The following is a 24,696-nucleotide window of genomic DNA, read 5'->3' on the forward strand; positions in this document are numbered from 1 at the left end:
CCCTCCATGTTACGCTCTCAGCAGGGTCTGCGCTGCGCTAGGCCGATGGCTCCGCGCAGCCCCTGCTGTCCTCAAGAGTGTCATTTCTATCGGGGACAGAAAGTGTCTTCTCTAACCGGCAGGAACAGCGATGCCTTTGCGTGAGGCTGGCCTTTGCTCCCCCGAAGCCCTATCTCTTTCTCCATCTCATCAATCCAAGGCTCCGCATGTCTTCTTCCAGCAAGGCCAGTCCAGCCGACATCATGCCGCTTGCCAATGTCATGGCTCGGCTCCGCGATCCCGAAACCGGGTGCCCTTGGGACATCGAACAGAATTTCGCGAGCATCGCACCCTATACGATCGAGGAAGCCTATGAGGTTGCCGACGCCATAGAGCGCGACGATATGGCGGCCTTGCGCGACGAGCTGGGCGATCTGCTGCTGCAGGTCGCCTTTCACAGCCGCATGGCCGAACAAAGCGGCCATTTCGCGCTGCAGGATGTGATCGACGGCATCACGGAAAAGATGATCCGCCGCCACCCGCATGTCTTCGGTGACGGCACCGCCCGCGAAGACGGCCATTCCCAATGGGAAGCGATCAAAGCAGCCGAACGTGCAGACAAGGAGCCTGATCCCAGCGCGCTTGCCGGAGTGGCTGTCGCCTTGCCCGCTCTGCTCCGCGCCGAGAAGCTCCAGAAACGCGCTGCTCGCACGGGTTTCGACTGGCCCGATATCGGCGGAGTCATCGAGAAGATCGAGGAAGAACTGGGCGAAGTGCAGGCGGCAACCTCTCAGATGGATCGGGAGGAGGAAGTGGGCGACCTCCTGTTTGCCGCGGTCAACCTCGCCCGCCATTTGAAGGTCGACCCCGAGGTCGCCCTACGCGCCGCCAACGCCAAGTTCGACAAGCGTTTCCGCGTCATGGAAAAGCTTGCGGGAGATGATTTTCCTGGTCTTACCCTCGATCAGAAAGAAGCTCTATGGCAGCAGGCGAAGCGGTTGTTGAAGCAGCCCTGATCCCGCCGCCGCTCAATTTCCCCGGCGTTTGACGAACCGCGCCAGTGCCGAGTCCGACAGTCTGACGTCGACCAGCATATCATCGCCCTGGGACTGGCTGCCGATGACTTCGCCATGCTCGTGCAACCAGGCCATCGCCGCGCCATCCGCCAGCGATACACGCAACTGATGAACCTGCGCGCCTGACGTCAGCCGTGCGCTGATCGTCCGTTGAAGACCATCGACGCCCTCCCCGGTCAAGGCCGACAGGATCACGACGTCATCGCGCCTCGCCGCCGCCTCACGCGCCAGCGCCACCGCATCATCATCCAGCAAGTCCAGCTTATTCCAGGCCTCGATGATCGGCGGCGGCTCATTGCCCTCGCCCGCTTCGAGCGCGCCCTCCCCGGCCACGCCCAGTTCGCTCAGCACGTCGATAACGTCATCGCGCTGCGCATCGCTGTCGGGATGGGCTATGTCGCGCACATGGACGATCAGATCGGCCGACAGCACTTCTTCCAGCGTTGCGCGGAATGCGGCGATCAATTGCGTCGGCAGATCCGAAACGAAGCCCACCGTGTCCGACAGAATGGCCTTGTCCAGTCCCGGCAAGGCAATCTGCCGCATGGTCGGATCGAGCGTCGCGAACAGCAGATCCTCTGCCATGACGTCAGCGCCGGTCATCCGGTTGAACAGCGTGGACTTACCCGCATTGGTATAGCCGACCAGCGCGATCACCGGCCAGGGCGCCCGTTGCCGCCTGGCTCGATGCAGCCCGCGCGTCTTCGTTACCTGATCCAGCTCGCGGCGGATTTTTGCCATCCGGTCGCGGATCATCCGGCGGTCGGCCTCGATCTGCGTTTCACCGGGACCGCCCAGGAAACCAAAGCCGCCCCGCTGCCGCTCAAGGTGAGTCCAGCTACGCACCAGCCGCCCCGCCTGATAGTCGAGATGCGCCAGTTCGACCTGAAGCCGCCCTTCGTTGGTCGCCGCTCGCTCACCGAAAATTTCCAGGATCAGGCCGGTCCGGTCGATGACCTTGGTTTCGGTCGCCTTTTCCAGATTGCTCTGCTGCACGGGACTCAGCGCATTGTCGACAATGACCAGCTCAGCCTCTTCGGACCTCGCCAGCGTCGCGATCTGATCCACCTGCCCGCTGCCGAACAAGGTTGCAGGCTTGCGGTCGCGCACGCGAAAGGCCTGCGCCGCCCGCACGTCGATGCCAATGGCGAGGGCAAGCCCCCTCGCCTCCTCCAGCCGCGCATCGCTGTCGCGACGCTCCGGACCATGGACATCGGCGCGCACGACAATGGCACGCGCGCCACGCGACACTTCGTCAGCGGAATCTCGGTTGAAAACGGCCATGGAGGCTTAACGCTTCCGGCCCCGGCCGGCTTCATCGGAAACCGAGCGACGCCAAGAAAAAGCGTTCAATCCTCGCCCTCACCTTCGCCAGTGAGGTCGATCGCGTGCAATGGCTGCACCGTCGAGATCGCATGTTTGTAGACGAGCTGGACCATGCCGTCCCGCTCCAGCAACATGCAGAACAGGTCGAAGGCCGCGATTTCGCCCTGCAACATGACGCCGTTCACCAGGAACATGGTGACGGGGCTGCCGGACTTGCGCACCGCGCTCAGGAAGATTTCCTGGAGCAGCTTCGACTTGCCATTGCCGTCGCTGGCCTTGCGCAATTCGGTCAGATCCATGGGTTGCGCCGGCATGACGGTCGAAATCGCATGCTTGTACACCAGTTGCGACTGGCCATCCCGCCGCAGCAGCACGGAGAAATTGTCGAACCAGGTGATGATGCCCTGCAACTTCACGCCCTTGACCAGGAACATGGTCACCGGGGTCTTGCTCTTGCGCAGGCTGTTCAGGAAGATGTCTTGAAGGTTGTTCACTTTGTCGGCCATGGTCTTCACCATTCCTTTATTGGCGGGACGTTACCCGCTCTCGCACCCCTGGGCAGAGTGTCTTGCCTGCTCCCGCCTGTCGGAAGCAGGGCAAACCTACCGCAATTGCGAAGAGCCGTCCATGCCCTGATTGGGTGAAAGCGATCAACCGTCCTTGCCGTCCGTAATACCCAACAATTTCAATTTCCTGTGGAGCGCGGACCGCTCCATACCGATGAAGGTGGCGGTGCGGGAGATGTTGCCGGAAAAGCGCCGGATCTGGATGCGCAGATATTCGCGTTCGAAGCTCTCCCGCGCCTCACGCAGCGGCGCGCCCATGATCGCGGACTGCCCCATGCCCTCCGAATTGCCGTTGCTGGTGAGTTCGGCGGGCAGCATGTCCAGCTCGATCCGTCCGATCCGCTCGCCGGGCGCCAGGATCATCGTGCGTTCGATGACGTTGCGGAGCTGGCGAACATTGCCCGGCCATTCATTGGCCTGCAGCGCGGCCATGGCGTCGCTGGCGATTTCAGGCGGCGGAACCCGGCGCTCCGCAGCGAAGCGCGCCAGATAATGTTCGACCAGCGGCGGAATATCGTCGCGCCGTTCGGCCAGCGGCGGGATCACGAGCGGCACGACGTTCAGCCGATAGAACAGGTCCTCGCGGAAGCGGCGTTCCTCGATCTCGCTCGCCAGATTGAGGGCGGTCGAGGAAATGACGCGCACATCCACCTTCACCTGCCGCTGCCCGCTGACGCGGGTAAAGCTCTGATCGGTCAGCACGCGCAGGATCTTCGCCTGGGTGGTGAGCGGCATGTCGGCAATTTCATCGAGATAGAGCGTGCCGCCATGCGCCTGCTCCAGATAGCCGGGACGCACCAGTCCGCTCGGATCCTCGACGCCGAACAGTTCCTCTTCCACCCGATCCGGGTCCATGCGCGCAGCGGCGACGATGATGAAGGGGGCATCGGCCCGCCCACTCCAGCTATGGAGCATGCGCGCCGCGACTTCCTTGCCCACACCGGCGGGGCCCGAGATCAGCACGCGGCTGCCGGTGCCCGCTACCTTCTTGATGGTTGCCCGCACAGAATTGATCGCCGCCGAAGTGCCGGTCAGCTCATCATCCTGCCCGAAACGAGCGCGCAACACCTGGTTCTCGCGCCGCAGCCTTTCGGTTTCCGTCGCCCGCGATACCAGATGCAGCAGCCGGTCCGCCTCGAACGGCTTTTCGATGAAGTCCGCGGCCCCCTTGCGAATGGCGGCGACGGCGGTGTCGATATTGCCATGGCCGGAGATCATCAGCACCGGAATGCTCGCATCACGGCGCTTGATCTCGTCCAGCAATTCCAGACCATCGAGCTTCGAACCCTGAAGCCACACGTCCAGCAGCACCAGCGAAGGCCGCCGTGCATCCAGCGCTTCGATCGCACTGTCACTGTTGGCGGCGGTGCGGGTGGCGAAACCCTCATCCTCCAGCACACCCGCCACCAGATCGCGAATGTCCTCTTCGTCATCGACTATCAGAATATCAAGCGCCATTGGCTGTCACTTTTCCTTTGGGCAAGGCGATCACCTGCCCCTCTTCCAGTTTTTCAAGCGCCACGACCGGGAAACGCAGCGTCACGCGCGCCCCACCGCCTTCGGCATCTTCGAAGCGGATTTCACCCATATGTTCCTCGACAATCTTCTTGACGATGGCGAGGCCCAGGCCAGTGCCCTTGCTCCGGGTGGTCATATAGGGTTCCAAAATGCGCTCCCGCTCAGGGGGCAAGCCGATGCCATTATCCTGCACCGCGATCAGCAGATTCCCCTCGTCATGCTCCACCGTCATGCGCACATGGCCGCGCCACTGGCCGTCATCGGCGGCCGGCTTTGGCTCGATCGCCTCCACCGCATTCTTGACGATGTTGGTGAGCGCCTGTCCCAATTGCCGCCGATCGCAGACCAATTCCACATCGGCGTCGACGGAACGATATTCGAAACGGATATCCGGATGCGCGACTTCGTGCAGGAACAGCGCGTGCCGGGCGATATCGTCCACCCGCTCCCGCCGGAACACCGGCTTGGGCATGCGCGCGAAGGAGGAGAATTCATCCACGATCCGCCGCAAATCGCCCACTTGCCGGACGATGGTGCCGGTCAGGCGGGTGAAGGTGGCCTTGTCGCTCGTGACTTCCTCGGCATAGCGGCGCTGCAGCCGCTCGGCGGCGAGCTGGATCGGGGTCAGCGGATTCTTGATTTCATGCGCGATCCGCCGCGCCACGTCGGACCAGGCTGCCCGCCGCTGGTCCGAAAGTTGCTGGGTGATATCGTCGAACGTCAGGATGTGGCGGGAGGCGTCCTCCGACACCTTGACGGCCAGCGTGCGCACATCGCCATGCGCGCGGATCTGCACGATCCCGGCATCTTCCTCTGATGCTATCAACCCCGCCAGTTCCTGCGACACATCGGTCAGCGGACGCCCCACCGGATCATCGCCTTCCCGCACCAATATGTCCGCCGCCGAACTGTTGAGCAGCAGGATGATCCCGTCTCTATCCACCGAGAGCACGCCAGCCGATACGCCCGACAGAATCGCCTCGATAAAGGCGCGGCGTTCATCGAGCTGGCTGTTCGCCGCCACCAGAGCGCCCGTCTGCGCCTCCAGCCGCTGGGTCATCCGGTTGAAGGCGGACGCCAGCGTGCCGATCTCGTCCCGGCTCTGCGGGCTGGTCACACGCGCCGACAGATCGCCGGCCGTGATCCGCCGCGCCGCCATCACCAGTTCGTTGACCGGCCGCACCATCCAGTCAGCGACCTTCAGCGCGATATAGACCGCCACGCCCACCAGCAGCAGCGATCCCACGAACAGCATGATGTTGAAGCGCAACTGCAAGGCACGGGATTGCGCAGCAAAAATGTCGTAATCCGACAACACCTTTTGCGCCCGCTCGACATTGCTGAACGCCGTCGAACCGGAATCGCGCGTGGCGTAGAGATAGATTTTCGCATTCGGATAGAGCAGCGTCACCGCCTCGATCTGGTTGGGCTTGGCGGCGACCACGACATCCTCTCCCGCCTCCAACCGCTTCACCACATCGGGGGTGAGCATTTCGGAAACCGGGCGGCTTTCCGGATCGACCGTTGCCGCCGTGCGCGCCACGCCATCCTTGCCGATCTCGATAATTGCGGACCGGTTCAACTTCCGCGTCACGACCTGGTAGATATAGCCCTCTGCAAAGCGAGGGCTGGAAACCTTCGACTGGCTCAGATAATCGCGCAGATCGCTAGCCATAGTGACGGTTTCGTCGCGCACGTCGCGCAAATTCTGTTCATAATAGCCGCGTGCCAGATCGCTCGCATTTTGCAGCATGCCGCGCGCGCTGTCGGAAAACCAGAACTGGACGCCATATTGGAACAGCAGCGACGCGAAGATCACCACCAACAGCATCGGCACGCTGGCAACGATGGAGAAGATCGCCACCAGCCGGACGTGCAACTGTCCGTCGCTGCCGATGGCGGACTGCGCCGCGCGCCGTTTCGCCACGCGTCGTCCGAGCAGCACTAGCAAAGCGATAGCGGGCACCAGATTGGCGACCAGCAGCAACGCCACGATCGGCGGCGTCAGCAGCGTATAGGACTGCCCCTGCCCCGCCAGCAGGAAATAGGTGATGCCCGCCATCCCGAGAAACAGGATGAGCGTCACCGCCTCCACCACCACGGCCAGACGACGGCGCAGGAAGGGGGGGAAATGCCTTTTCCATGCCCGGCCCCGCACGGGGAGAGTCACTGCGCCTTCCATAGTGGCTTGGTTACAACATTAATGTGCCCGATCAAACACAGTAATTGGCAGATGCATGGCTTCCGGTCGAAAAGAGTGGGCGGTTCGTCCTGCCGCCGCTCAATCGCCTATCCGAAGCTGCAAGGGGTCGAGGCCATAGTCGGTCAGCTTCTTGCGCAGCGTGTTCCGATTGATGCCCAGCAGCCCCGCGGCGCGGATCTGATTCCCGTCCACGCTCGCCAACGTCTCCTGGAACAATATCGGCTCGACCACCGCCAGCAGATCATCATGCAAATTGCGGTTGGGCTGGGTGAGGCCGATGCCCAATTGCCGCTTCGCCCATTCCCGCACCGCCTGGCCCAACAGGTCGGCGGGGGCCGCATAATCGGCGGGCACCGCGTCCAGCGGCAGGCTGTTGCGCAGCATGTCGGCGGTTATCACATTTTCGCGGCTCAGCACCGCCAGCCGCTGCATTAAATTTTGCAGTTCGCGGACATTGCCGGGCCAATGATAGGCCATCAGCAACTGGGCCGCATCCTCGGACAGCGATTTGCGCGGCAGCCCGTCCTGCGCCGCCCGGTCGAGAAAATGGCGGGCAAGCAGGATCACGTCCTCCCGCCTCTCGCGCAGCGCCGGCAGGGCGATGGGTACCACGTTCAGCCGGTAGTACAGATCCTGCCGAAAGCGGTTTTCCTCGATCAGCCTGGGCAGTTCCTTGTTGGTGGCCGCGATGATGCGGACATTGACCTTGACCGATTTCGAGCCGCCGACGGTCGTAACCTCGCCCGATTGCAGAACCCGGAGCAGCCGTGTCTGCGCCTCCATCGGCATATCGCCTATCTCGTCCAGGAACAAAGTGCCGCCCTGCGCCTGCTCGAACTTGCCGGCGGTCCGGGCATGGGCGCCGGTAAAGGCGCCCTTTTCGTAACCGAACAGCTCCGCCTCGATCAGCTCGCGCGGGATGGCGGCCATGTTGATCGGCACGAAGGGCTTGGTTCGCCGCTGACCCAGGCTGTGGATCGCCTCAGCCACCAGTTCCTTGCCGGTTCCGGATTCGCCCAGCACCAATATGCTGAGATCGTTGGACAACACGCGCGCGATCGTCCGATAGACTTCCTGCATTGCCGGAGAGCGTCCAACCAGCGGTAGGCCGTCATGCGGCAGGCCAGCGTCGGAAGCCTCCTCATCGCCGCCCTTCTCCGAGCCGAGCGCATCGGACACGGCCCGCGTCAGTTCATTGAGGTCGAAGGGCTTGGGCAGATATTCGAAGGCGCCCTTTTCCGTCGCGCGTATCGCCGTATTCAGCGTGTTCTGCGCCGACAGGATGATGATGTTGAGAGCCGGCCGGCGCTCCAATATCTCGGATATGCCGTCCAGACCGTCGCCATCCGGCAGCATGACGTCAGTGATCAGCACGTCCGGCGAGAAGCTGTCCAACAGCGCGCTGCGCTCCCGGATCGATGCCGCCGTCTTGACCCTGTACCCCTGCCGCCGCAGCGCTTCCCCAACAACCACGCAGATTGCCGGATCGTCATCCACCACCAAAATCGCGCCTGTCGCCGCCATCATCCCATTCCCATCGGCAGCAGGATGCGGAAGGTCGATTCCCCTGCCTCATGATCCCGCGAATATTGCACGAAGCCGCTCATGTCGCGCACCAGCTTATCCACCAGCGCAAGCCCCAACCCCGTTCCGTCCCGCCTTCCGGTGATGAAGGGATTGAACAGATGGTCCAATATATGTTCCGGCACGCCCGGCCCGTTGTCGACGACCAATATCTCGATCGGCAGGACCGCGCTCCCCTTCCCCTTGCCGACGACGACGGACACGCCATGACGGAACGCCGTCTCAACACGGATACGCGGCTTTTCCTTATGCTCCAGCGCTTCGGCGGCATTTTTGAGCAGGTTGATCATCACCTGCACCAGCGCATCGTCGTTGATATTAGCAAATGGCAGGGATGGATCATAACTTTTTGTAATACGGATATTTCTTGCAAAACCTGCGGCGGCAATATTCGCCGCCCGATCGATCAGCGGATAGATGTTCCCGCTCCGGCACTCTAGCGTCCGATCGGTGGTGAAATCCTGCATGCGGTCGATCAGCGCTGCGATCCGGTCCACTTCATTGCAGATGAGTTGCGTCAGCGCAGCATCGCGTCCTTCATTGCCCGACTCCAGCAATTGCGCCGCGCCCCTTATGCCCGACAGCGGGTTCTTGATCTCATGCGCCAGGATCGCGGCTGCGCCCATGGCTGAGCGGGCGCCTCCCGCCGTGCCCCGATGGCCGATCTTGCGCGCTTGGCTCTGCGTGTGAATCGACACCACGCGCCAGCCCTCATGATCGACGATGGGCGCGATCATCAGATCGACCTCCATCTCCGCCGTTCGCCCGGCATGGACGCGGATATCATAGGCCGCGATCGGCTTGTTGCTGTGCCAGATGTCGAAGCGCGCGCCCATTTCGGCCATGCGGATGGTCCGCGATATGTCGCTGCCGACGATGGCCGACCGCGCCATGTTGAGCAGCGTCTCCGCCCGAACATTGGCGTCGGCTATGCTGTTGTCCGGCCGCACCACCAGCGTCGCCACGGGGAGCGCCGTCATCAGTTCGGAAAGCGAAGGCCCATCCTGTTGCAGTCGAAGCGATGGGATGGTTGTCACCTTAGGCCGCCTTGCGCGTCTCGACCGACCCATCGTCCGTGATCAGCGGTTCGTAGAAACGCGCCAGCATGTCCAACACGACATCGCCGTCCGGCTCCTGATTCACCGCATTGCGGAACTCGGCCGAGCCGGGCAGTCCCTTGGTATACCAGCCGATATGCTTGCGAGCCATGTTGACACCGGTATGATTGTCATAATGCGCAAGCATGGCGCGATAATGCTCTGTAATAACGCGATATTGCTCTTCCAGCGAAGGATCGGCCAGTCGCTCCCCCGTGCGGAACCAGTGCATCACCTGCCCGATCAGCCAGGGCCGCCCATAGGCGCCGCGCCCGATCATCACGCCGTCCGCACCGCTTTGCTCCAGCGCCGTTTCCGCGTCGTCGATGGAGCAGATGTCGCCATTGACGATCACCGGCAATGACACCGCTTCCTTGACGCTCCGCACAAAGGCCCAATCCGCCGACCCCTTGTACATCTGACAGCGGGTCCGGCCATGAACGGTAATCAGCTTCGCGCCCAGATCCTGCGCGATGCGCGCCAGTTCGGGCGCGTTGAGGCTGGCATGGTCCCAGCCCATGCGCATCTTGACCGTGACGGGCACGTCGACGGCCTTGACTGTCGCCTCGATCAAAGACGCCGCCAGCGGCAGGTCGCGCATCAACGCGCTGCCCGCATCGCCGTTCACGACCTTCTTCACCGGACAGCCCATATTGATGTCGATGATCGCGGCGCCGCGATCGGCATTGAGCTTCGCCGCCTCCGCCATTTCCGTGGGCGAGCAACCGGCCAACTGCATCGAAACCGGCTCCTCCAGCGGATGCCAGGCGGCCTTTTGCAGCGACTGGCGCGTCTCGCGAATCATCGCCGCCGTCGCGATCATCTCCGTCACGTTCAGGCCCGAACCATAGCGCCGCACCAGCGTGCGGAACGGCATGTCCGTCACGCCCGTCATCGGCGCCAGCACGACCGGCATGTCAATCGTCACCGGACCAATGGAAATCGGGGAAAGCGTCTGCATTATATAATCACTGCCTAAAAAACAGGCAGCCCTTAGCCGAAATCGTCCCCAACGGCAAGCAAGGCAGCTCTGGCGATCCGCCGCGCGCTGCGATACAGGCCGCGCCATGACAAAAAAAACCGTCGCATTGCTGGTCGCAGCAGGACAGGGCAGCCGTGCGGGCGGCGACATTCCCAAGCAATTCCGGCTGATCGGCGGCAAGCCTGTCCTGACTCATGCCTTCGACGCCCTGGCAAGGCATCCTGCTGTCGACTCCATCATCCTGGTCGTCGGCGCGGGTCAGGAAGCCGATGCGCGGGCTGCACTCGGGGAGCGTCCGGTCGCAGCGATCATCCAGGGCGCCGACAGCCGTCGCGGATCGGTTCGTGCGGGACTGGAACATATTGCGTCCTCCGGCGGCGCGGCCCGCCTTCTTATCCATGACGCCGCCCGCCCTTTCCTCCCCCGCGCGGTGATCGACCGGCTCCTCGCCGCCCTGGCAGAGGCGCCCGGCGCGATCCCCACCCTGCCTGTCACCGACACGCTCGTCAGAAATGAAGCGGGTCGCGCCGGGGAAATCGTGGACCGCAACGGCCTGGCTCGCGTCCAGACCCCGCAAGCTTTCCATTTCGACGCGATATTGGCCGCCCATCGGACCTGGGACAGCGAGCGGGAAGCAACCGACGATGCTCAAATGGTGCGGGATGCAGGTCATGACGTCATTCTGGTGGCTGGCGATGAAAGGCTCGAAAAATTGACCTATGCCGATGATTTCCCCCGCGCCGAAGCCCGTTTGGCCGCCGCGCGCAGTATCCGCACCGGCATGGGCTATGATGTCCACCGGCTTGCCTCCGATCAGGAGCTTTGGCTCTGCGGCATCCGCATTCCCCATGATCGCGGCCTAGCAGGCCATAGCGATGCCGATGTGGCGATCCACGCGCTGGTCGACGCCCTGCTCGGCGCGCTGGCGGAGGGTGATATCGGCAGCCATTTTCCGCCCTCCGATCCGCAGTGGCGCGGCTTCGCCTCCTCCCGCTTCCTGGAATATGCGGCGGAGCGCGTCGCAAAACGGGACGGCATCATCGAACATGTCGACCTGACGCTGATCTGCGAAGCGCCCAAAATCGGTCCGCATCGGGAAGCAATGCGAGCTCGCATCGCGGAAATCCTGGGCTTGCCCCTCGACCGGGTCAGCGTGAAAGCAACGACCACGGAGCGACTGGGCTTTACCGGCCGTCGCGAAGGCATCGCCGCACAGGCTGTTGCCACCCTCTCCCTCCCCGCGCTATTCTGATCGCCATGCCCGATAGCATCCTTCCCGCTTCGCTGGTCGAATTGGCCGAGCGCGTCATCATCGCCAACCGCCGCGCCGGCCGCACCATCGCGGTGGCGGAAAGCTGCACCGGCGGTCTGGTCTCCGCCGCACTGACTGAAATTGCCGGCTCATCGGAAGTGTTTGAGGCCGGATTTATCACTTATTCCAATGATATGAAAAGCGAACTTCTCAAAGTTTCGCAGGATGTCATCGAAACCTTCGGCGCTGTTTCCATCGCCACCGCCTGGGCCATGGCGCAGGGCGCGCTCAACAAGAGCCACGCCAATGTCGCCGTCGCCATCACCGGCATCGCCGGTCCCGGCGGCGGATCGGAGCAAAAGCCCGTGGGGACGGTCGTCTTCGCCCGTGCGGAACGTGGCGCCAGCCCCGACAAGATCGTGGCCGACATGCATCATTTCGGGGATACGGGCCGTGGTGGCGTCCGCCTTCAGGCGGCGCTCTGCGCGCTCGAACTGCTGCTGCCCGACTCGCCCGCGCCGTAAAGTTCCGCCGCGCGGGTTTCGAAAGCGCCGATCATCTTGCGCAGCGCCTTGTCGAACACCTGACCTGCAATCATCTCGAACAGCTTGCTCTTGAATTCGAACTCCACCTCGAAGTCCACCAGCACCCCGCCCTTGCCGTCGTCGCGGAAGCTCCATTCATTGTGCAGATGCTTCAACGGCCCGTCGAGATAATCGACCCGCACATGGTCGGGCCGATGCTTGTGGACGCGGGAGGTGAAGCTCTCCTTGATCCCCTTGAAGCCCACGATCATGTCCGCGACCATGTCCGATTCATTGTCGGAGCGAACGCGGATCGCGCTGACCCAGGGCAGGAATTCAGGATAGGCCTCCACATTCGCCACCAGGTCGAACATTTGTTCGGGCGAATAGGGAAGCGGCCTTGTTTCGTTATGCTTGGGCATCGGCTTATTTGGCAGCCTTCGCCAGTTGCGCCTCACGGGCGGCGCGCATTTCGGCAAAATCCTTGCCCGCGTGATAGCTGGACCGAGTGAGCGGGCTCGACGCCACTTGAAGGAAGCCCTTGGCCCGGGCAATCGCGGCATAGGCATTGAACGCCGCCGGAGTAACGAACTCCATGACCTTAGCATGTTTCGGCGTGGGCTGGAGATATTGCCCCATGGTCAGGAAATCGATGTCCGCGGAGCGCATGTCATCCATCACCTGATGGACCTCCAGCCGCTCCTCGCCCAGGCCCAGCATGATGCCGGACTTGGTGAAGATCGACGGATCAAGCTTCTTCACCGTCTCCAGCAGCCGCAGCGACGCATAATAGCGCGCACCCGGACGGATGGTCGGGTAGAGCCGCGGCACCGTCTCCAGATTATGATTATAGACGTCCGGCCGCGCCGCTACGATCATTTCGACCGCCCGCTCATGCTTGTTGCGGAAGTCGGGCGTCAAAATCTCGATGGTCGTGTCCGGAGTCGTGCGGCGCAGCGCCTCGATCACCTTCACGAACTGCGTCGCACCGCCATCGGGCAGGTCGTCGCGGTCGACCGAGGTGATGACGATATGCTCCAGACCCATTTCAGCGCAGGCATCGGCCAGATTCTGCGGCTCATTGGGATCGACCTTGCGCGGCATGCCGGTCTTGACGTTGCAAAAGGCGCAGGCCCGCGTGCAGACATCGCCCAAAATCATCACGGTCGCGTGCTTCTTGGTCCAACATTCCCCGATATTCGGGCAAGCCGCTTCCTCGCACACCGTCGCCAGCCCCTTTTCCCGCATCAGCTTGCGAGTCTCATGATAGCCGGGGCTGGTCGGCGCCTTCACGCGAATCCAGTCGGGCTTGCGGACGCGTTCAGGACGATTGGTGGGCTGGCCGGGCGCGGGGATCGGGGCAATATCGTTCATGCGCCCCAGATAGCGATGGAAGCGCACTCTTGCCAGCCCCATCATTGTTCGGCACAGACCGGCGCATGACTGATTTCGCTGACATGCTCGCCGGCTATCGCCGCTTCCGAAACACCGGCTGGACGGAGCAGCGCGAGCGATGGGATGAACTGAGCGAAGGGCAAAGCCCTCGCGTCATGGTCATCGCCTGCTCCGACAGCCGAGTCGATCCGGCGCAGATCTTCGACACCAGCCCCGGCGAGATCTTCGTGGTCCGCAATGTAGCCGCGCTGGTGCCGCCCTTCGAAACCAATCCCGGCCGTCATGGCGTGTCCGCCGCGCTGGAATTCGCGGTCCAGGTGCTGAAGGTTGGCGAGATCGTCGTCATGGGTCATGGCAAATGCGGGGGTTGCAAGGCGGCCCTCAGCCACGCCCTGAAAGATGCGCCTCCGGGCGAAGGCGGCTTCATCCACAGCTGGATCGAACTGCTCGACGACGCGCGAGAGAAGGTCGTGGAACGCTTTGGCGACGATCGCAGCCGCGATGCCGAACGCGCCATGGAGCAGGAAGGGGTCAAGGTCAGCCTGGCCAATCTGCGCACCTTCCCCTGCGTCCGAACCAAGGAACGCGACGGCGAGATCAAGCTGGTCGGCGCCTTCTTCGCCATTGCCGACGGTCAGCTCCATCTGCTGGACGAGGCGAGCGGCGAATTCCACCCCGCGCCGCAGGAGGCCTGATGACCGCACCGATCCCCAGCGGCAATATTGCCCTGCTGATCGACGCCGACAATGTTTCCGCCGACCATTTCGATCCGGTGCTGACGGTTCTGGCGGAGCTGGGAACCGTCAACATCCGGCGCGCCTATGGCAATTGGAGCAAGCCCGCGCTCAAGGGCTGGGCGCGGCAGGCCGTGACCCAGGCGATCGAAACGCAGCAGCAGTTCGACCTCACCAGGGGCAAGAACGCCACCGACATGAAGATGACGATCGACGCCATGGACCTGATGGCGTCGGGGCGCGTCACCGGCTTTGGCCTGATGTCGAGCGACAGCGATTTCACGCCCCTCGTCACCCGCATCCGGCAGGAGGGGCTGCCCGTCTATGGCTTTGGAACGGACAAGACGCCGCAAGCCTTCCGTAGCGCTTGCACCCGCTTCATCGACGTCGGCGCGCTCACCAGCACGCGGGAATCCCCCGTCGAGCAGGAAGCTCCAAACGACAACCCTGATGCCGCTGACGGCACGGAGGTGGAACCCGATCTCGTCAACTTGCTGATCGACGCTTATAACGCCGTGAAACGCGACGATCAGGGCTTTGCCCGGCTCAGCGAAGTGGGCCAGCTTGCAGGCAACCGTTCCAGCTTCGACACGCGAAATTACGGATTCAAGCGGCTGTCCGACCTTGTCCGCTCGATCAAGAATTTCAAGGTGGAAAGCCGTGACGGCCAGACCTGGATCAAGCGGGTGCATTGATGGCTGTCATCGCCCGCCATCTGATCATCCTCGGTCGGGTACAGGGCGTGTTCTACCGCAACTGGACCATGGAAACGGCGAGCGGTCTTGGTCTTGCCGGTTGGGTCCGCAACCGCATGGACGGCAGCGTGGAAGCGTTGGTGGAAGGGCCGGTACAGGCGGTCGAGCAATTCATCCGCCTCGCCCATGAAGGGCCGCCCGCCGCCCATGTGGCCCGCATCGATGCGCAGGATGTCGATGTCGAGGGAGTCACATCCTTTCAGAAACGACCGACCTGTTGACTTTCTCCACCATGGCGGCGAGCGACAGGAATGGGTGAGAAGCGGACAGGCCTCACCCGGCCGACGGCACGACAACCGGCGTGAACGCCGTCTTCCGGCTCTGCTGATCGACCCAGACCGACCAGAATCCCGCGACATTCGCCCAATTGCCTGCCGTCACCTGCCCGAGAGCAACCTTCGCGCCCACCAGATCGCCCGAACGCGCCAGCGCCACACCAAGCCGCGCATTGGCCTTGCCCGCATCGACCCCGCCCTTGCTCAAGGCGAGGCGATATTGCTCCACTGCCTGGGGAAACTGGCCGAGCGAGAAATAGGTGTCGCCAACCCCCATCGCCGCCGACCCATCCTTGGCCGCCGCCGCCTTCTTCGCAGCAGCGGGCAGGCCCGCAATCTCCTTGGCCGCCTTGGGTGTCGCGCTCTTCAACAACTGCGCTGTCACCGCCTGCGTCGGCGTCAGCTTGCCTACAGAGCGCCCGGCTTCGATAATCGCCTTGGTTTCCGCGCTATACCCCGTCTTGTCGGCCAATTGCGCATAGGCTTGGTAGTCGCGCTCGCTCGCCATCGCTCCATTGGCCGCTTGCAGGCGATAGAGGTCGAGCTGCACTTGCGCGTCCATGCCCGGCGCCGTCAGATAATTGGCCAGCGCCGACCGCCATTCGCCCGCCGAATCATAATGGCTCAGCCGCTCGCGATAAAGCGCGCCCACTTCGGTCCAGTCGCCCGCCTGATAGGCCATGGAGATCGCCCGGTCATACCAGGCCGCCGGGATTGCCTGTCCCGCCGCCCGCTGCCGCGCCAGCGCCTCCTGCACGAAGGCGCGCGCATCCTTCGCTTTGTTGCGCCGCACGGCGATATCCGCCCGCAACATGGTCGCGTCGATCGGATCGTAACCCAGCGTCTTGGCGTAATCGAGCTGCGCCGTCGCATCGTCATAATTGCCGACGATGAAAGACAGATAGCCAGCGATATAGCGCAGGCGCGGCATGTCCGTCTTCGGCACCGAGGATGTCTTGAACATGTCGTTCAGCGCCACCCGCTGCGCCTGCCGGTCGACCTTCAGCACCGCCAGCTCGAATCGCAGCCCGGCGGCCACATAGGCCTCGAAATCGCTGACCGGCATCAGGCTGGAAATCTGCGCCTGCGCGGTAGAGGCATCGCCCGCCTTGATCGCGCTGTCCGCCGCCTGGGTCGTTGCGCGGAAACCGTCCGACATCACGATCACCGGACCGGCCGCAACCGGCTTCTTCGCAACGGCTGGCACTGCGACCAGCAAAGCCGCCCCCGCCAGCAGCCCACAGGTCAGAATCGAATGTCGCATCATGGCCATGTCAGCCGCCCCTTTGTCGCCTGGCCTGGCCAGATCACATCATGTCCGAAGATGGAAAAGGCGCGCCACCCGCAATGGGCAACGCGCCTCGATCAGGAAAATCAGGCCTTAGTGGCCAGATAGGCCAGCCACAGGTCGGCAATCTGCTTGCGCGAACCACCCTGCACCGACTGGAAAGCAGCCTTGGCCGACACATTGTCACCGCTCAGCGCCTTGGCGATGCCCATGCGGGTGCTGATCTCATCCGCGTCGACGCCGCCCTTCTGCTTGGCGAGTTCGAACATCGCCGCTGCCTTGGCATAGTCGCCATAGCCCAGATAAGCGTCAGCGGTCGCCGCCGCAATCTTGCCGTTGGCCGCCTTCTTCGCGTCCGCTTCGGCCGAACCCAGCGAGCTCTTGTCGCCGGCAATCTTCGCCACGGCGGGCTGATACAGGTCGCCGCCCTGGCTGGCGTTCAGCACACCCTTGCTGCGGCCCGCATCGATAGCCGACTTCACTTCACCGTAAATGCCGGTCTTCGACGCCATTTCGGCATATTCCAGATAATCCTGCGCCAGGACCAGACCGCCCGAAGTCGCCATCAGGCGCAGCACGTCCAGATTCTCGCGGTTGGAGATGTTCGGATTGGCCTGCTGGAACAGGCGAACCAGCGTGCGGAGGTTTTCGCCGTTGGGATTGGCCTGATAGGCCTGTTTCGCCCATTCGGTGACTTCCGGCAGCTTGGCGGTCGCGGCGCGGCTGACGCCGATCTGATACCATTGCGCCGGCACCTGGCCGCCCGCGGCCTTGGTCGCGTCGGCGGCCGCCTTGAGCGCCGCCAGACCCTGCTGATTAAGGCTACGCTGCGGTTCGACGGACGGATTGGCCGTGCCCGCCTTGCCGAAATAGGCCTGGGCCAGCGTCACATTCACCGCTTCGGCCTTGTAGCCGGCGGCGGCGGCGGCCTTGGCGCGCGTGATCGCCAGATCGTAATTCTTCGCCTGCAGCGCCTGGTCGGCGGCCACCGCGTTGAATTGGCCAGCCTGTTCCGGCGGGGTCAGCCCGCTGTCCAGCATCTGGGTCAGCGCCTCGCTCTGCATCGCCGCATCCTTGCTGGCGATGGAGGTGTTCAGCTTGATGGCGCCGATCTGATATTTGTCGTCATTCGACTTCGCCTTGCTGTCGGCATCGGCCAGCGCCGCCTTGGCGCCTGCAAAGTCGTTCTTCTGCGCCGCGGCCTGGGCGGCCTGCAACGCCTTGACCACGTCAGGCGAGACATTGAGCTTGGGCGCGCCACCCTTTTTCTCTTCCTTCTTGGCCGCAAATGCGGGAGCCGAAACGGCGCCGCCAGCCAGCGCAAGAGTCAGCGCGAGCGCCACGGGGGTAACAAAACGCATGTTCATCTTCTCCTCTGCGCCCGAGTGACAGGCGGCCTTCCTATGACGCCGATTAGGGGTCGGCGCGTGAATAACGTTTGAACGACCTATATGCACCAGTTAACCGCCTGTCAGCCCCCAGGAAACATTCTGGCGCGCCGTTCATGCGGCTCATGGTTTCATACAGCTTGTTCCTCGCGCGCGTGTGCGCGAGGCGTGACATTATTGTTTCGCTCCGCTAGTGCAGCGACACGAACCATATCAATCCAAAAAGAGAATCGCATTGACCGACGAGACTGCCCTCGCCGACCCTTCGGACATCAGCCCCATCTCCATCGTGGAGGAGATGAAGGCGAGCTATCTCGACTATGCCATGTCGGTCATCGTCGCCCGCGCCCTGCCGGACGTGCGCGACGGTTTGAAGCCGGTGCACCGCCGCATTCTCTTTTCGGCCAACGAGTCCGGCTTTCACCATAACAAGCCCTATCGCAAGTCGGCGCGCATCGTCGGTGACGTGATCGGTAAATATCACCCCCACGGCGACAGTTCGATCTATGACGCCCTGGCGCGCATGACGCAGGATTGGGCAATGCGCGTGCCGCTGATCGATGGCCAGGGCAATTTCGGTTCGATGGACCCCGATCCGCCGGCCGCCATGCGTTACACCGAAGCGCGCCTGGCCAAGGTGACGACCGCCCTGCTCGAAGATCTCGACAAGGACACGGTCGACTTCCAGCCCAACTATGACGCTTCGGAAAGCGAACCGCAGGTTCTGCCGGCACGCTTCCCGAACCTTCTGGTCAACGGCGCGGGTGGCATCGCGGTTGGCATGGCGACCAACATCCCGCCGCATAATCTGGGCGAAGTGATCCGCGCTTGCCTCGCCTATATCGACAATAGCGGCATCACCATCGACGAACTCATCCAGATCGTCCCCGGCCCCGATTTCCCGACCGCCCCGCTGATCCTTGGCCAGTCGGGCGCCCGCAGCGCCTATCATACCGGGCGCGGTTCGATCATGATGCGCTCGCGCTACAAGATCGAGGAAGGGCGCGGCGACCGCCAGTCGATCGTGCTGACCGCCATCCCCTATCAAGTCGGCAAGAACGGCCTCGTTGAAAAGATCGCTGAAGCCGCCAAGGACAAGCGGATCGAGGGCATCAGCGACATTCGCGACGAATCGAACCGCGAAGGCGTCCGCATCGTCATGGACCTGAAGCGCGATGCCACGCCGGAAGTCGTGCTCAACCAGCTCTGGCGCAACACGCCCGCCCAGTCGAGCTTCCCGGCCAATATGCTCGCCATTCGCGGCGGCCGCCCGGAACTGCTCAATATCCGCGACATCATCGAGGCGTTCGTCCGCTTCCGCGAAGAGGTCATCACCCGCCGGACGAAATATGAACTCAACAAGGCCCGCGACCGCGCGCATATCTTGCTGGGCCTCGTCATCGCGGTCACCAATCTCGATGAAGTCGTCCGCATCATCCGTGGATCGGCAAGTCCCGCCGAAGCGAGGGAAACCCTGCTCGCCCGCGACTGGCCGGTGGCGGAGATCGCCCCCTATCTGAAGCTGGTCGAAGCCATCGAGGCCGAAGTCAGCGGCGACACCTACCGCCTGTCGGATACGCAGGTCCGCGCCATTCTCGACCTGCGCCTGCATCGCCTGACCGCGCTGGGCCGCGACGAGATCGGCAATGAACTGGCCGAACTCGCCGCTGCCATCGCGGAATATCTCGCCATCCTCGGTGACCGGGTGAAACTCTATGCGGTCATGCGCGAGGAGTTCGAGGCGATCGAGCGCGACTTCGCGACCCCGCGCCTTTCGGAAATCACCGCCGCCGCCGATGGCATCGACGATGAAGACCTGATCGAGCGCGAGGAGATGGTCGTCACCGTCACCGTGCAGGGCTATATCAAGCGCACGCCCTTGGAGAGCTTCCGCGCCCAGGCGCGCGGCGGCAAGGGCCGCTCCGGCATGACGACCAAGGATGAGGACGCGATCACCGAACTGTTCGTGACCTCCACGCATACGCCGGTCCTTTTCTTCTCCACCGCTGGCAAGGTCTATCGCCTCAAGGTCTGGCGCCTGCCGGAAGGCGGCCCGGCGACGCGTGGCCGCCCGATGGTGAACCTGCTGCCGCTCGGCCCCGGCGAGACGATCCAGACCGTCCTGCCGCTGCCCGAAGATGAGGAAAGCTGGAAGGATCTGCACGTCATGTTCGCCACCGCGAACGGCACGGTCCGCCGCAACAGCATGGACGCCTTCGCCAACATTCCGTCGAACGGCAAGATTGCCATGCGCTTCGATGATGACAGCACCGACCGGCTGATCGGCGTGGCGCTCCTCTCCGAAGAGGATGACGTCCTGCTCGCCACCCGTCAGGGCAAGGCAATCCGCTTCCAGGCGACCGACGTGCGCGAGTTCCAGAGCCGCACCTCGACCGGCGTGCGCGGCATGACGCTCAAGAAGGACGATGAGGTAATCTCGCTTTCCATCCTCACCCGCTCCGGCGCCAATCAGGAGGAGCGCGACGATTATCTCCGCTTCGCCCCATGGAAGGCGGAGAAGGAAGGCTCGCCGCAGATGAGCGCTGAGCGCTTTGCCGAATTGCAGGCGAAGGAGCAGTTCATCCTCACCGTCTGCGCCAATGGCTATGGCAAGCTGTCCTCGGCTTACGACTATCGCCGCACCGGACGCGGCGGTCAGGGGATCACGAACATCGACAATATCGGCCGCAACGGTCCGGTCGTCGCGAGCTTCCCGGCGCGGCATGGCGACCATCTGATGCTCGTCACCGATCAGGCCAAGCTGATCCGCATGGGCCTTGAAAGCCTGCGCGTCATCGGCCGCAGCTCGGCGGGCGTGCGCCTCTTCAACGTATCCGACGACGAACATGTCGTCAGCGCCGCGAAGATCGAGGAAAGCGACGAAGCCGAAGAGGCGGTGGAAACCGGTTCGGAGACGGGCGAGGCGTGACCGACCTCTTCGCCTACAAGATTCTGACCAAAGATCAGTATGACCAGCTAAAGACCGACGGCGTGTTCAAGGGCGCGCCCGTCGATCTTGCGGATGGCTATATCCACATGTCCACCCGCGAACAGGCCGCCGAAACCGCCGCCAGGCATTTCGCGGGCCAGGACCATCTGGTGATGGTGATGGTCGATCTCGCTCCTTTCGGTGACGCGATCAAATGGGAAAAGTCACGCGGCGGCGCACTCTTTCCGCACATTTATGGCGATCTCCCGCTGAGCGCGGTCGCAGGCAAGGTGGTGCTGCGGTTGGACGAGCAGGGCAAGCACCTCTTTCCGGCGGGGTTCTAACAGTCTTGGCTCATTTCGAATTTCACTAACGGGGGCACGTGTGATCCGAAAGACGATTGCAGTAGCTTTGGCTTGGAACTGTGCCGTGTTTCACATTCAAGCAGTAGCTCAACCCGCCTCGCCAGAAGCCGCGCCAATCGGCAATCCGAGCGATTGGATCGCCGAACCAGATTATCCTTTGCTTGCGAGCCTTAATGGGAAGACTGGCATTACCGCCTTCAAACTTACTGTCGATCCCAAGGGCATACCAACTAGCTGTGACATCGCCGCATCAAGCGGCGATGATGAGTTGGACAAAAAAGCTTGTGCGCTCCTACTTCAAAGGGCACGTTTTCAGCCTCCGATAGGTAAAAATGGGAAACCGATAGCATCGACCTTCGCCAGCAGGGTGCGGTGGACGCTACCCGGTAACCCAACGAATCCAACCGACAATACTCGGTCAATGACTTGGGAGGCTGAACTCAATCCGCAGGGTGTGGTAGACCGATGCCAGCTCATTCAAAAGGATGATTTTGTGTTTCGGGATGCCCCTAACCCCTGCTCGAACATGCTTGGAAAGACTATTACAAGACCGGGTGTGCCGCTCCCGCGCTTAAGGGCGCGGTTCACGCACACAGTCGTCTTTGACGTCGTTGACGAAAAACCATAATCATTAGCGGCATGAGGTAGTAAGTGCGAAGCGCTACCCTACTCTCTCCATCCGCACGACCTTCCCACCCTTCACCCAATAATCAAACCCGCCCCACCTGATCCGGCTCGAACAAGCCGCCGCCAACTGCATCACCCAATGCGCCCAGCACACCGCAAAGGGCGCCAGCACATCCCACCAAAGCGACCGCCGCGCCGCCTGCGCCTGCCCCAGCTCCACCACGCCCGCGATGATACGCCGCCGCACCAGCGCCCTCCCCATAGCCGCCACATAGCCCACGGCCACAGCACTCCAGCCACCCCAACCCAGCGCCCAGACCCAGCCCAAAGCCTGCCCCCCCACCACAGCGCAAGCAATCAGCCACATCCCCGCACTGTTGGTCACAATATGCCGATACTGCCGCACCCCGAAGCCAAGCGCCCCGCGCCCCTCCAGCGGACTCGCCACCAGCAAGTCCCGCACCGGCCGCAACCGCAGCTTTGCGCGCCAGCCCGCCAACCCGATCGCCATATCGTCGGACAAGCGCCCCGCCAGAGCGGCATCCAGATCCAGCCGCTCCGCCACCTCCCGCGTCAGTGCCATGGCGCCACCCCAGGGCATGGTCGCGCTCGCGGCACGCGGCAGGGTCGCCAACTGCATCTCCACTGCCCCCACCAGCGCGGCTAAAACGCCCACCTCCGGCAACAACAGCCGATAGCCGGTCACGATATCCGCCTTCCCCCGCACCAAGGGAAAGAGCAACCGCCCCACCAACCGCGCCGGAGGCAAAATATCCGCGTCCACGAAAACCAGATAGCGGTCCCCCTCGCGCAAGGCCCGCAAAGCCGCCCGCAGCTTGTGCACCTTCTGCCCCTCATCCACAGCGACACCCGCGCGAACGATCTGCACCCAATCCCCTTCGCGCGCCGCCAACGCCTTCGCCGCCGCGCAACCGCCCGAAGTCGCAATCACCAGCCGGAATCGCGCCGTCTGGGCCTTCAACCGCGCAATCAGTTCCGCCCCACCGTCCCAATCATCCCGAACCGACAGCAGCACGACGACGCCCTCGGGCGCTTCCTCCTGCCGATCCACCGGCAAATGCCGCCAATAATTGAGCACCCCGGCCAGGCTCAGCCCCTGCAACAATAGCCACAGCGCAAAAGCGAAACTCATCGCAAATCCAAACCCTTTACCGCCCCGACCGCTGCTGTATGACGGCAGGCGCGATGCTCTCCAACCCCTTTCTCTTCACCGTCCTCCGCCTCCTCCCTGCGTCCCTCGCCTCCTGGTTGGGCGGCTGGCTGTCGGCCCATGTCGCCCGCAAGTCGATGAAATTGCGCGACCAGCGCGCCCGCGCCAATTTGGCGATACTCCGCCCCGGCCTCGACAAAACCGCAAGCGAAGTCCTGCTCACCCGCCGCTGGTTTAACCTTGGCCGCACGATGGCCGAACTCACCAACATCGACCGGCTGATCGAGAATAACCACATCGCGGTGGAAGACGCCGAAGGCTATCAATCGGTCCTCGACGGCCCCGGCCCGCTGATCGCGCTGGCGGTCCATCTGGGCAATTGGGATCTGCTCGCCGCCCATATCAAGGCGTCGACCGACCGTCCCGGCCTCGGCGTCTACGACCCGCCGGAAAATCCCGAACAGGCCGCGCAACTCAAGCGCGCCCGCTCCAGCTATATGGGCGAGGCGATCACCGGAGAAGGCGCCGCCCGCGCTATCCTGAAACATCTCACGACCAAGGATCGCGCCACCCTCTACATATTGCTGGATGAACGCCGCGACCGCCAGGTCTGGTTTCCCCGCTTCGGCCGCGACCTGCCGCCATCGGGCAACCTGTCCGTGGCCCTGCGCCTCGCGCGCAAAGTCGGCGCGAAATTCCTGCCCTTCTACATGATCCGCACCCAAGGCCCGAATTTCCGCGTCCACTGGCATCGACCGCTCGATCCGGCCCCCCTCACCGACGATCAGATCATGGATCAGGTCGACGCTTTCCTCGGCCAGGCCTGCATCGACCATGCCGACCAATGGCTCGCCCTCCACGATATGGATTTGACGGAACCATAAAGCCGCCCATGCAGGAGCACACTGCATATGGTTCTTATGCGCCACACCCGCTAAAGCCCGCCCATGTCCCGACTCGCCATCAAGATCTGCGGCCTTTCGACGCCTGAAACGGTGGGCGCTTCCATAAGGGGAGGAGCCACCCATCTCGGCTTCAACTTCTTCCCCAAAAGCCCCCGCTATGTCGAAGTGGATCAAATGCGGGCACTCGCCGCACTGGTTCCTCCCCAGATCGATCGCGTCGCCATCCTGGTGGACCCCACCGACGAAATCCTGACGGATCTCGCCGCCACCGGTGCCCTGACCGCCCTGCAACTCCATGGCAAGGAAAGCCCTGAACGCGCCGCCGCCATCCGCCGGCGCTTCGACCTCCCCGTCTGGAAAGCCATTTCCGTCAAAACCCGCGCCGATATAGACGCCGCCATGGCCTATAGCGGCGCCGCCGACTTCCTCCTGTTCGACGCCAAAACCCCGGATGGCGCGGCGCTGCCCGGCGGCATGGGCCTGCGTTTCGACTGGACGCTGCTGCGCGGCGTGTCCCTTTCCGTTCCCTGGGGTCTGTCGGGCGGCCTTGGCATCGACAATGTGGCCGAAGCCATCCGCATCACGGACGCCCCGCTGGTCGATGTTTCCTCCGGCGTCGAAAGCGCGCCGGGCATCAAGAGTGTGGACAAGATCATGGCCTTCTGCAATGCGGCGTCCTCATGAGGCAGACGCTATTCATAAACGGAATTGGCCACGCAGGGCGCATCGCAGCCCGATGGCGTTGATCGCTTCCCTT

Annotated in this window: 23 protein-coding genes; 11 read left to right on the plus strand and 12 right to left on the minus strand. The window is 63.1% G+C overall.

Annotated elements, in window-relative coordinates; genetic code table 11:
* Positions 1–206: 206 nt before the first annotated feature.
* Complete coding sequence (gene mazG / locus HHL26_RS20190) at positions 207–995, plus strand: nucleoside triphosphate pyrophosphohydrolase (protein WP_066557669.1); 789 nt, start codon at positions 207–209, stop codon at positions 993–995.
* A 12-nt stretch (positions 996–1,007) separates the two neighbouring features.
* On the opposite strand, the gene hflX is transcribed toward mazG, so the two are convergent.
* The 7 genes from hflX to dusB form a co-directional block, all read right to left on the minus strand.
* Complete coding sequence (gene hflX, locus HHL26_RS20195) at positions 1,008–2,339, minus strand: GTPase HflX (RefSeq protein WP_066557671.1); 1,332 nt, start codon at positions 2,337–2,339, stop codon at positions 1,008–1,010.
* Positions 2,340–2,404: 65 nt separating this feature from the next.
* Positions 2,405–2,899, minus strand: a complete 495-nt coding sequence (hfq, locus tag HHL26_RS20200; protein ID WP_254911549.1) for an RNA chaperone Hfq — start codon at positions 2,897–2,899, stop codon at positions 2,405–2,407.
* Between the two features lie 132 nt (positions 2,900–3,031).
* Positions 3,032–4,405: a sigma-54 dependent transcriptional regulator gene (locus tag HHL26_RS20205; RefSeq protein WP_066557676.1), complete on the minus strand. Its 1,374-nt coding sequence runs from the start codon at positions 4,403–4,405 to the stop codon at positions 3,032–3,034.
* On the minus strand, positions 4,395–6,647 hold the full coding sequence (locus HHL26_RS20210; protein ID WP_066557678.1) for an ATP-binding protein: 2,253 nt from the start codon (positions 6,645–6,647) through the stop codon (positions 4,395–4,397). Before HHL26_RS20210 ends, HHL26_RS20205 begins: the two co-directional genes overlap by 11 nt.
* A gap of 99 nt (positions 6,648–6,746) precedes the next feature.
* On the minus strand, positions 6,747–8,192 hold the full coding sequence (gene ntrC / locus HHL26_RS20215) for a nitrogen regulation protein NR(I) (protein ID WP_066561743.1): 1,446 nt from the start codon (positions 8,190–8,192) through the stop codon (positions 6,747–6,749).
* A complete protein-coding gene (locus tag HHL26_RS20220; RefSeq protein ID WP_237230060.1) occupies positions 8,192–9,232 on the minus strand; it encodes an ATP-binding protein in 1,041 nt (346 codons plus the stop codon). Before HHL26_RS20220 ends, ntrC begins: the two co-directional genes overlap by 1 nt.
* A 58-nt stretch (positions 9,233–9,290) precedes the next feature.
* On the minus strand, positions 9,291–10,310 hold the full coding sequence (gene dusB / locus HHL26_RS20225; RefSeq protein ID WP_087575124.1) for a tRNA dihydrouridine synthase DusB: 1,020 nt from the start codon (positions 10,308–10,310) through the stop codon (positions 9,291–9,293).
* Between the two features lie 106 nt (positions 10,311–10,416).
* Between dusB and HHL26_RS20230 the strand changes: the two genes are divergently transcribed.
* Both HHL26_RS20230 and HHL26_RS20235 read left to right on the plus strand, forming a co-directional pair.
* Positions 10,417–11,583 carry a bifunctional 2-C-methyl-D-erythritol 4-phosphate cytidylyltransferase/2-C-methyl-D-erythritol 2,4-cyclodiphosphate synthase gene (locus HHL26_RS20230; RefSeq protein WP_066557685.1) on the plus strand — a complete coding sequence of 389 codons (1,167 nt, stop codon included), beginning with the start codon at positions 10,417–10,419 and terminating at the stop codon, positions 11,581–11,583.
* A 5-nt stretch (positions 11,584–11,588) separates the two neighbouring features.
* Positions 11,589–12,107, plus strand: coding sequence for a CinA family protein (locus HHL26_RS20235; protein WP_066557688.1), 519 nt, complete (start codon positions 11,589–11,591; stop codon positions 12,105–12,107).
* Here the strand turns inward: HHL26_RS20235 and HHL26_RS20240 are convergent.
* The gene (locus HHL26_RS20240; protein WP_066557692.1) at positions 12,053–12,529 is read right to left on the minus strand and encodes a type II toxin-antitoxin system RatA family toxin; all 477 of its coding nucleotides are present in this window, start codon (positions 12,527–12,529) and stop codon (positions 12,053–12,055) included. The two genes, HHL26_RS20235 and HHL26_RS20240, sit on opposite strands and share 55 nt — an antisense overlap.
* A 4-nt stretch (positions 12,530–12,533) precedes the next feature.
* On the minus strand, positions 12,534–13,526 hold the full coding sequence (gene lipA, locus HHL26_RS20245) for a lipoyl synthase (RefSeq protein WP_066557695.1): 993 nt from the start codon (positions 13,524–13,526) through the stop codon (positions 12,534–12,536).
* A 20-nt stretch (positions 13,527–13,546) separates the two neighbouring features.
* Here lipA and HHL26_RS20250 point away from each other — a divergent pair, with 20 nt between their 5' ends.
* Genes HHL26_RS20250 through HHL26_RS20260 form a run of 3 tightly spaced genes read left to right on the plus strand, consistent with a single transcriptional unit; the run spans position 13,547 to position 15,212 of the window.
* Positions 13,547–14,197, plus strand: coding sequence for a carbonic anhydrase (locus tag HHL26_RS20250; protein ID WP_066557697.1), 651 nt, complete (start codon positions 13,547–13,549; stop codon positions 14,195–14,197).
* A complete protein-coding gene (locus HHL26_RS20255) occupies positions 14,197–14,931 on the plus strand; it encodes an NYN domain-containing protein (RefSeq protein WP_066557699.1) in 735 nt (244 codons plus the stop codon). Before HHL26_RS20250 ends, HHL26_RS20255 begins: the two co-directional genes overlap by 1 nt.
* Entirely contained in the window at positions 14,931–15,212 is a 282-nt protein-coding gene (locus tag HHL26_RS20260; protein ID WP_066557702.1) for an acylphosphatase, read from the plus strand. The genes HHL26_RS20255 and HHL26_RS20260 overlap by 1 nt, the downstream gene beginning before the upstream one ends.
* A 52-nt stretch (positions 15,213–15,264) precedes the next feature.
* Here HHL26_RS20260 and HHL26_RS20265 read toward each other — a convergent pair whose 3' ends face one another.
* A complete protein-coding gene (locus HHL26_RS20265; protein WP_066557707.1) occupies positions 15,265–16,539 on the minus strand; it encodes a hypothetical protein in 1,275 nt (424 codons plus the stop codon).
* A gap of 101 nt (positions 16,540–16,640) precedes the next feature.
* Positions 16,641–17,915, minus strand: coding sequence for a hypothetical protein (locus tag HHL26_RS20270; protein WP_237229792.1), 1,275 nt, complete (start codon positions 17,913–17,915; stop codon positions 16,641–16,643).
* Between the two features lie 262 nt (positions 17,916–18,177).
* On the opposite strand from HHL26_RS20270, the gene gyrA reads away from it, so the two are divergent.
* From gyrA to HHL26_RS20285, 3 genes are read left to right on the plus strand one after another with little or no spacing between them, the layout of a single operon-like run.
* On the plus strand, positions 18,178–20,871 hold the full coding sequence (gene gyrA, locus HHL26_RS20275) for a DNA gyrase subunit A (protein WP_066557719.1): 2,694 nt from the start codon (positions 18,178–18,180) through the stop codon (positions 20,869–20,871).
* Entirely contained in the window at positions 20,868–21,215 is a 348-nt protein-coding gene (locus tag HHL26_RS20280; RefSeq protein WP_066557721.1) for a DUF952 domain-containing protein, read from the plus strand. Before gyrA ends, HHL26_RS20280 begins: the two co-directional genes overlap by 4 nt.
* Positions 21,216–21,255: 40 nt before the next feature.
* Entirely contained in the window at positions 21,256–21,864 is a 609-nt protein-coding gene (locus tag HHL26_RS20285) for an energy transducer TonB (RefSeq protein ID WP_158511747.1), read from the plus strand.
* Between the two features lie 33 nt (positions 21,865–21,897).
* On the opposite strand, the gene HHL26_RS20290 is transcribed toward HHL26_RS20285, so the two are convergent.
* A complete protein-coding gene (locus HHL26_RS20290; protein WP_066557723.1) occupies positions 21,898–23,016 on the minus strand; it encodes a glycosyltransferase in 1,119 nt (372 codons plus the stop codon).
* 53 nt (positions 23,017–23,069) lie between these two features.
* Between HHL26_RS20290 and HHL26_RS20295 the strand changes: the two genes are divergently transcribed.
* Entirely contained in the window at positions 23,070–23,918 is an 849-nt protein-coding gene (locus tag HHL26_RS20295) for a lauroyl acyltransferase (RefSeq protein ID WP_066561744.1), read from the plus strand.
* Positions 23,919–23,981: 63 nt separating this feature from the next.
* Entirely contained in the window at positions 23,982–24,623 is a 642-nt protein-coding gene (locus HHL26_RS20300; RefSeq protein WP_066557727.1) for a phosphoribosylanthranilate isomerase, read from the plus strand.
* The last annotated feature ends 73 nt before the right edge of the window (positions 24,624–24,696 follow it).

The sequence above is a fragment of the Sphingobium sp. TB-6 genome, from assembly GCF_012927365.1.
In the GTDB taxonomy this organism is placed as follows: domain Bacteria; phylum Pseudomonadota; class Alphaproteobacteria; order Sphingomonadales; family Sphingomonadaceae; genus Sphingobium.

Coding starts and splice junctions, on each gene's coding strand:
- HHL26_RS20220 (WP_237230060.1), bottom strand. CDS start 9,232: ATGACGGCGCTCCCCGTGGCGACGCTGGTGGTGCGGCCGGACAACAGC.
- HHL26_RS20300 (WP_066557727.1), top strand. CDS start 23,982: ATGTCCCGACTCGCCATCAAGATCTGCGGCCTTTCGACGCCTGAAACG.
- HHL26_RS20265 (WP_066557707.1), bottom strand. CDS start 16,539: ATGGCCATGATGCGACATTCGATTCTGACCTGTGGGCTGCTGGCGGGG.
- HHL26_RS20235 (WP_066557688.1), top strand. CDS start 11,589: ATGCCCGATAGCATCCTTCCCGCTTCGCTGGTCGAATTGGCCGAGCGC.
- HHL26_RS20295 (WP_066561744.1), top strand. CDS start 23,070: ATGCTCTCCAACCCCTTTCTCTTCACCGTCCTCCGCCTCCTCCCTGCG.
- dusB (WP_087575124.1), bottom strand. CDS start 10,310: ATGCAGACGCTTTCCCCGATTTCCATTGGTCCGGTGACGATTGACATG.
- ntrC (WP_066561743.1), bottom strand. CDS start 8,192: ATGGCGGCGACAGGCGCGATTTTGGTGGTGGATGACGATCCGGCAATC.
- HHL26_RS20210 (WP_066557678.1), bottom strand. CDS start 6,647: ATGGAAGGCGCAGTGACTCTCCCCGTGCGGGGCCGGGCATGGAAAAGG.
- HHL26_RS20250 (WP_066557697.1), top strand. CDS start 13,547: ATGACTGATTTCGCTGACATGCTCGCCGGCTATCGCCGCTTCCGAAAC.
- lipA (WP_066557695.1), bottom strand. CDS start 13,526: ATGATGGGGCTGGCAAGAGTGCGCTTCCATCGCTATCTGGGGCGCATG.
- HHL26_RS20240 (WP_066557692.1), bottom strand. CDS start 12,529: ATGCCCAAGCATAACGAAACAAGGCCGCTTCCCTATTCGCCCGAACAA.
- HHL26_RS20205 (WP_066557676.1), bottom strand. CDS start 4,405: ATGGCGCTTGATATTCTGATAGTCGATGACGAAGAGGACATTCGCGAT.
- hflX (WP_066557671.1), bottom strand. CDS start 2,339: ATGGCCGTTTTCAACCGAGATTCCGCTGACGAAGTGTCGCGTGGCGCG.
- HHL26_RS20270 (WP_237229792.1), bottom strand. CDS start 17,915: ATGCGTTTTGTTACCCCCGTGGCGCTCGCGCTGACTCTTGCGCTGGCT.
- HHL26_RS20255 (WP_066557699.1), top strand. CDS start 14,197: ATGACCGCACCGATCCCCAGCGGCAATATTGCCCTGCTGATCGACGCC.
- HHL26_RS20230 (WP_066557685.1), top strand. CDS start 10,417: ATGACAAAAAAAACCGTCGCATTGCTGGTCGCAGCAGGACAGGGCAGC.
- HHL26_RS20290 (WP_066557723.1), bottom strand. CDS start 23,016: ATGAGTTTCGCTTTTGCGCTGTGGCTATTGTTGCAGGGGCTGAGCCTG.
- HHL26_RS20260 (WP_066557702.1), top strand. CDS start 14,931: ATGGCTGTCATCGCCCGCCATCTGATCATCCTCGGTCGGGTACAGGGC.
- hfq (WP_254911549.1), bottom strand. CDS start 2,899: ATGGTGAAGACCATGGCCGACAAAGTGAACAACCTTCAAGACATCTTC.
- mazG (WP_066557669.1), top strand. CDS start 207: ATGTCTTCTTCCAGCAAGGCCAGTCCAGCCGACATCATGCCGCTTGCC.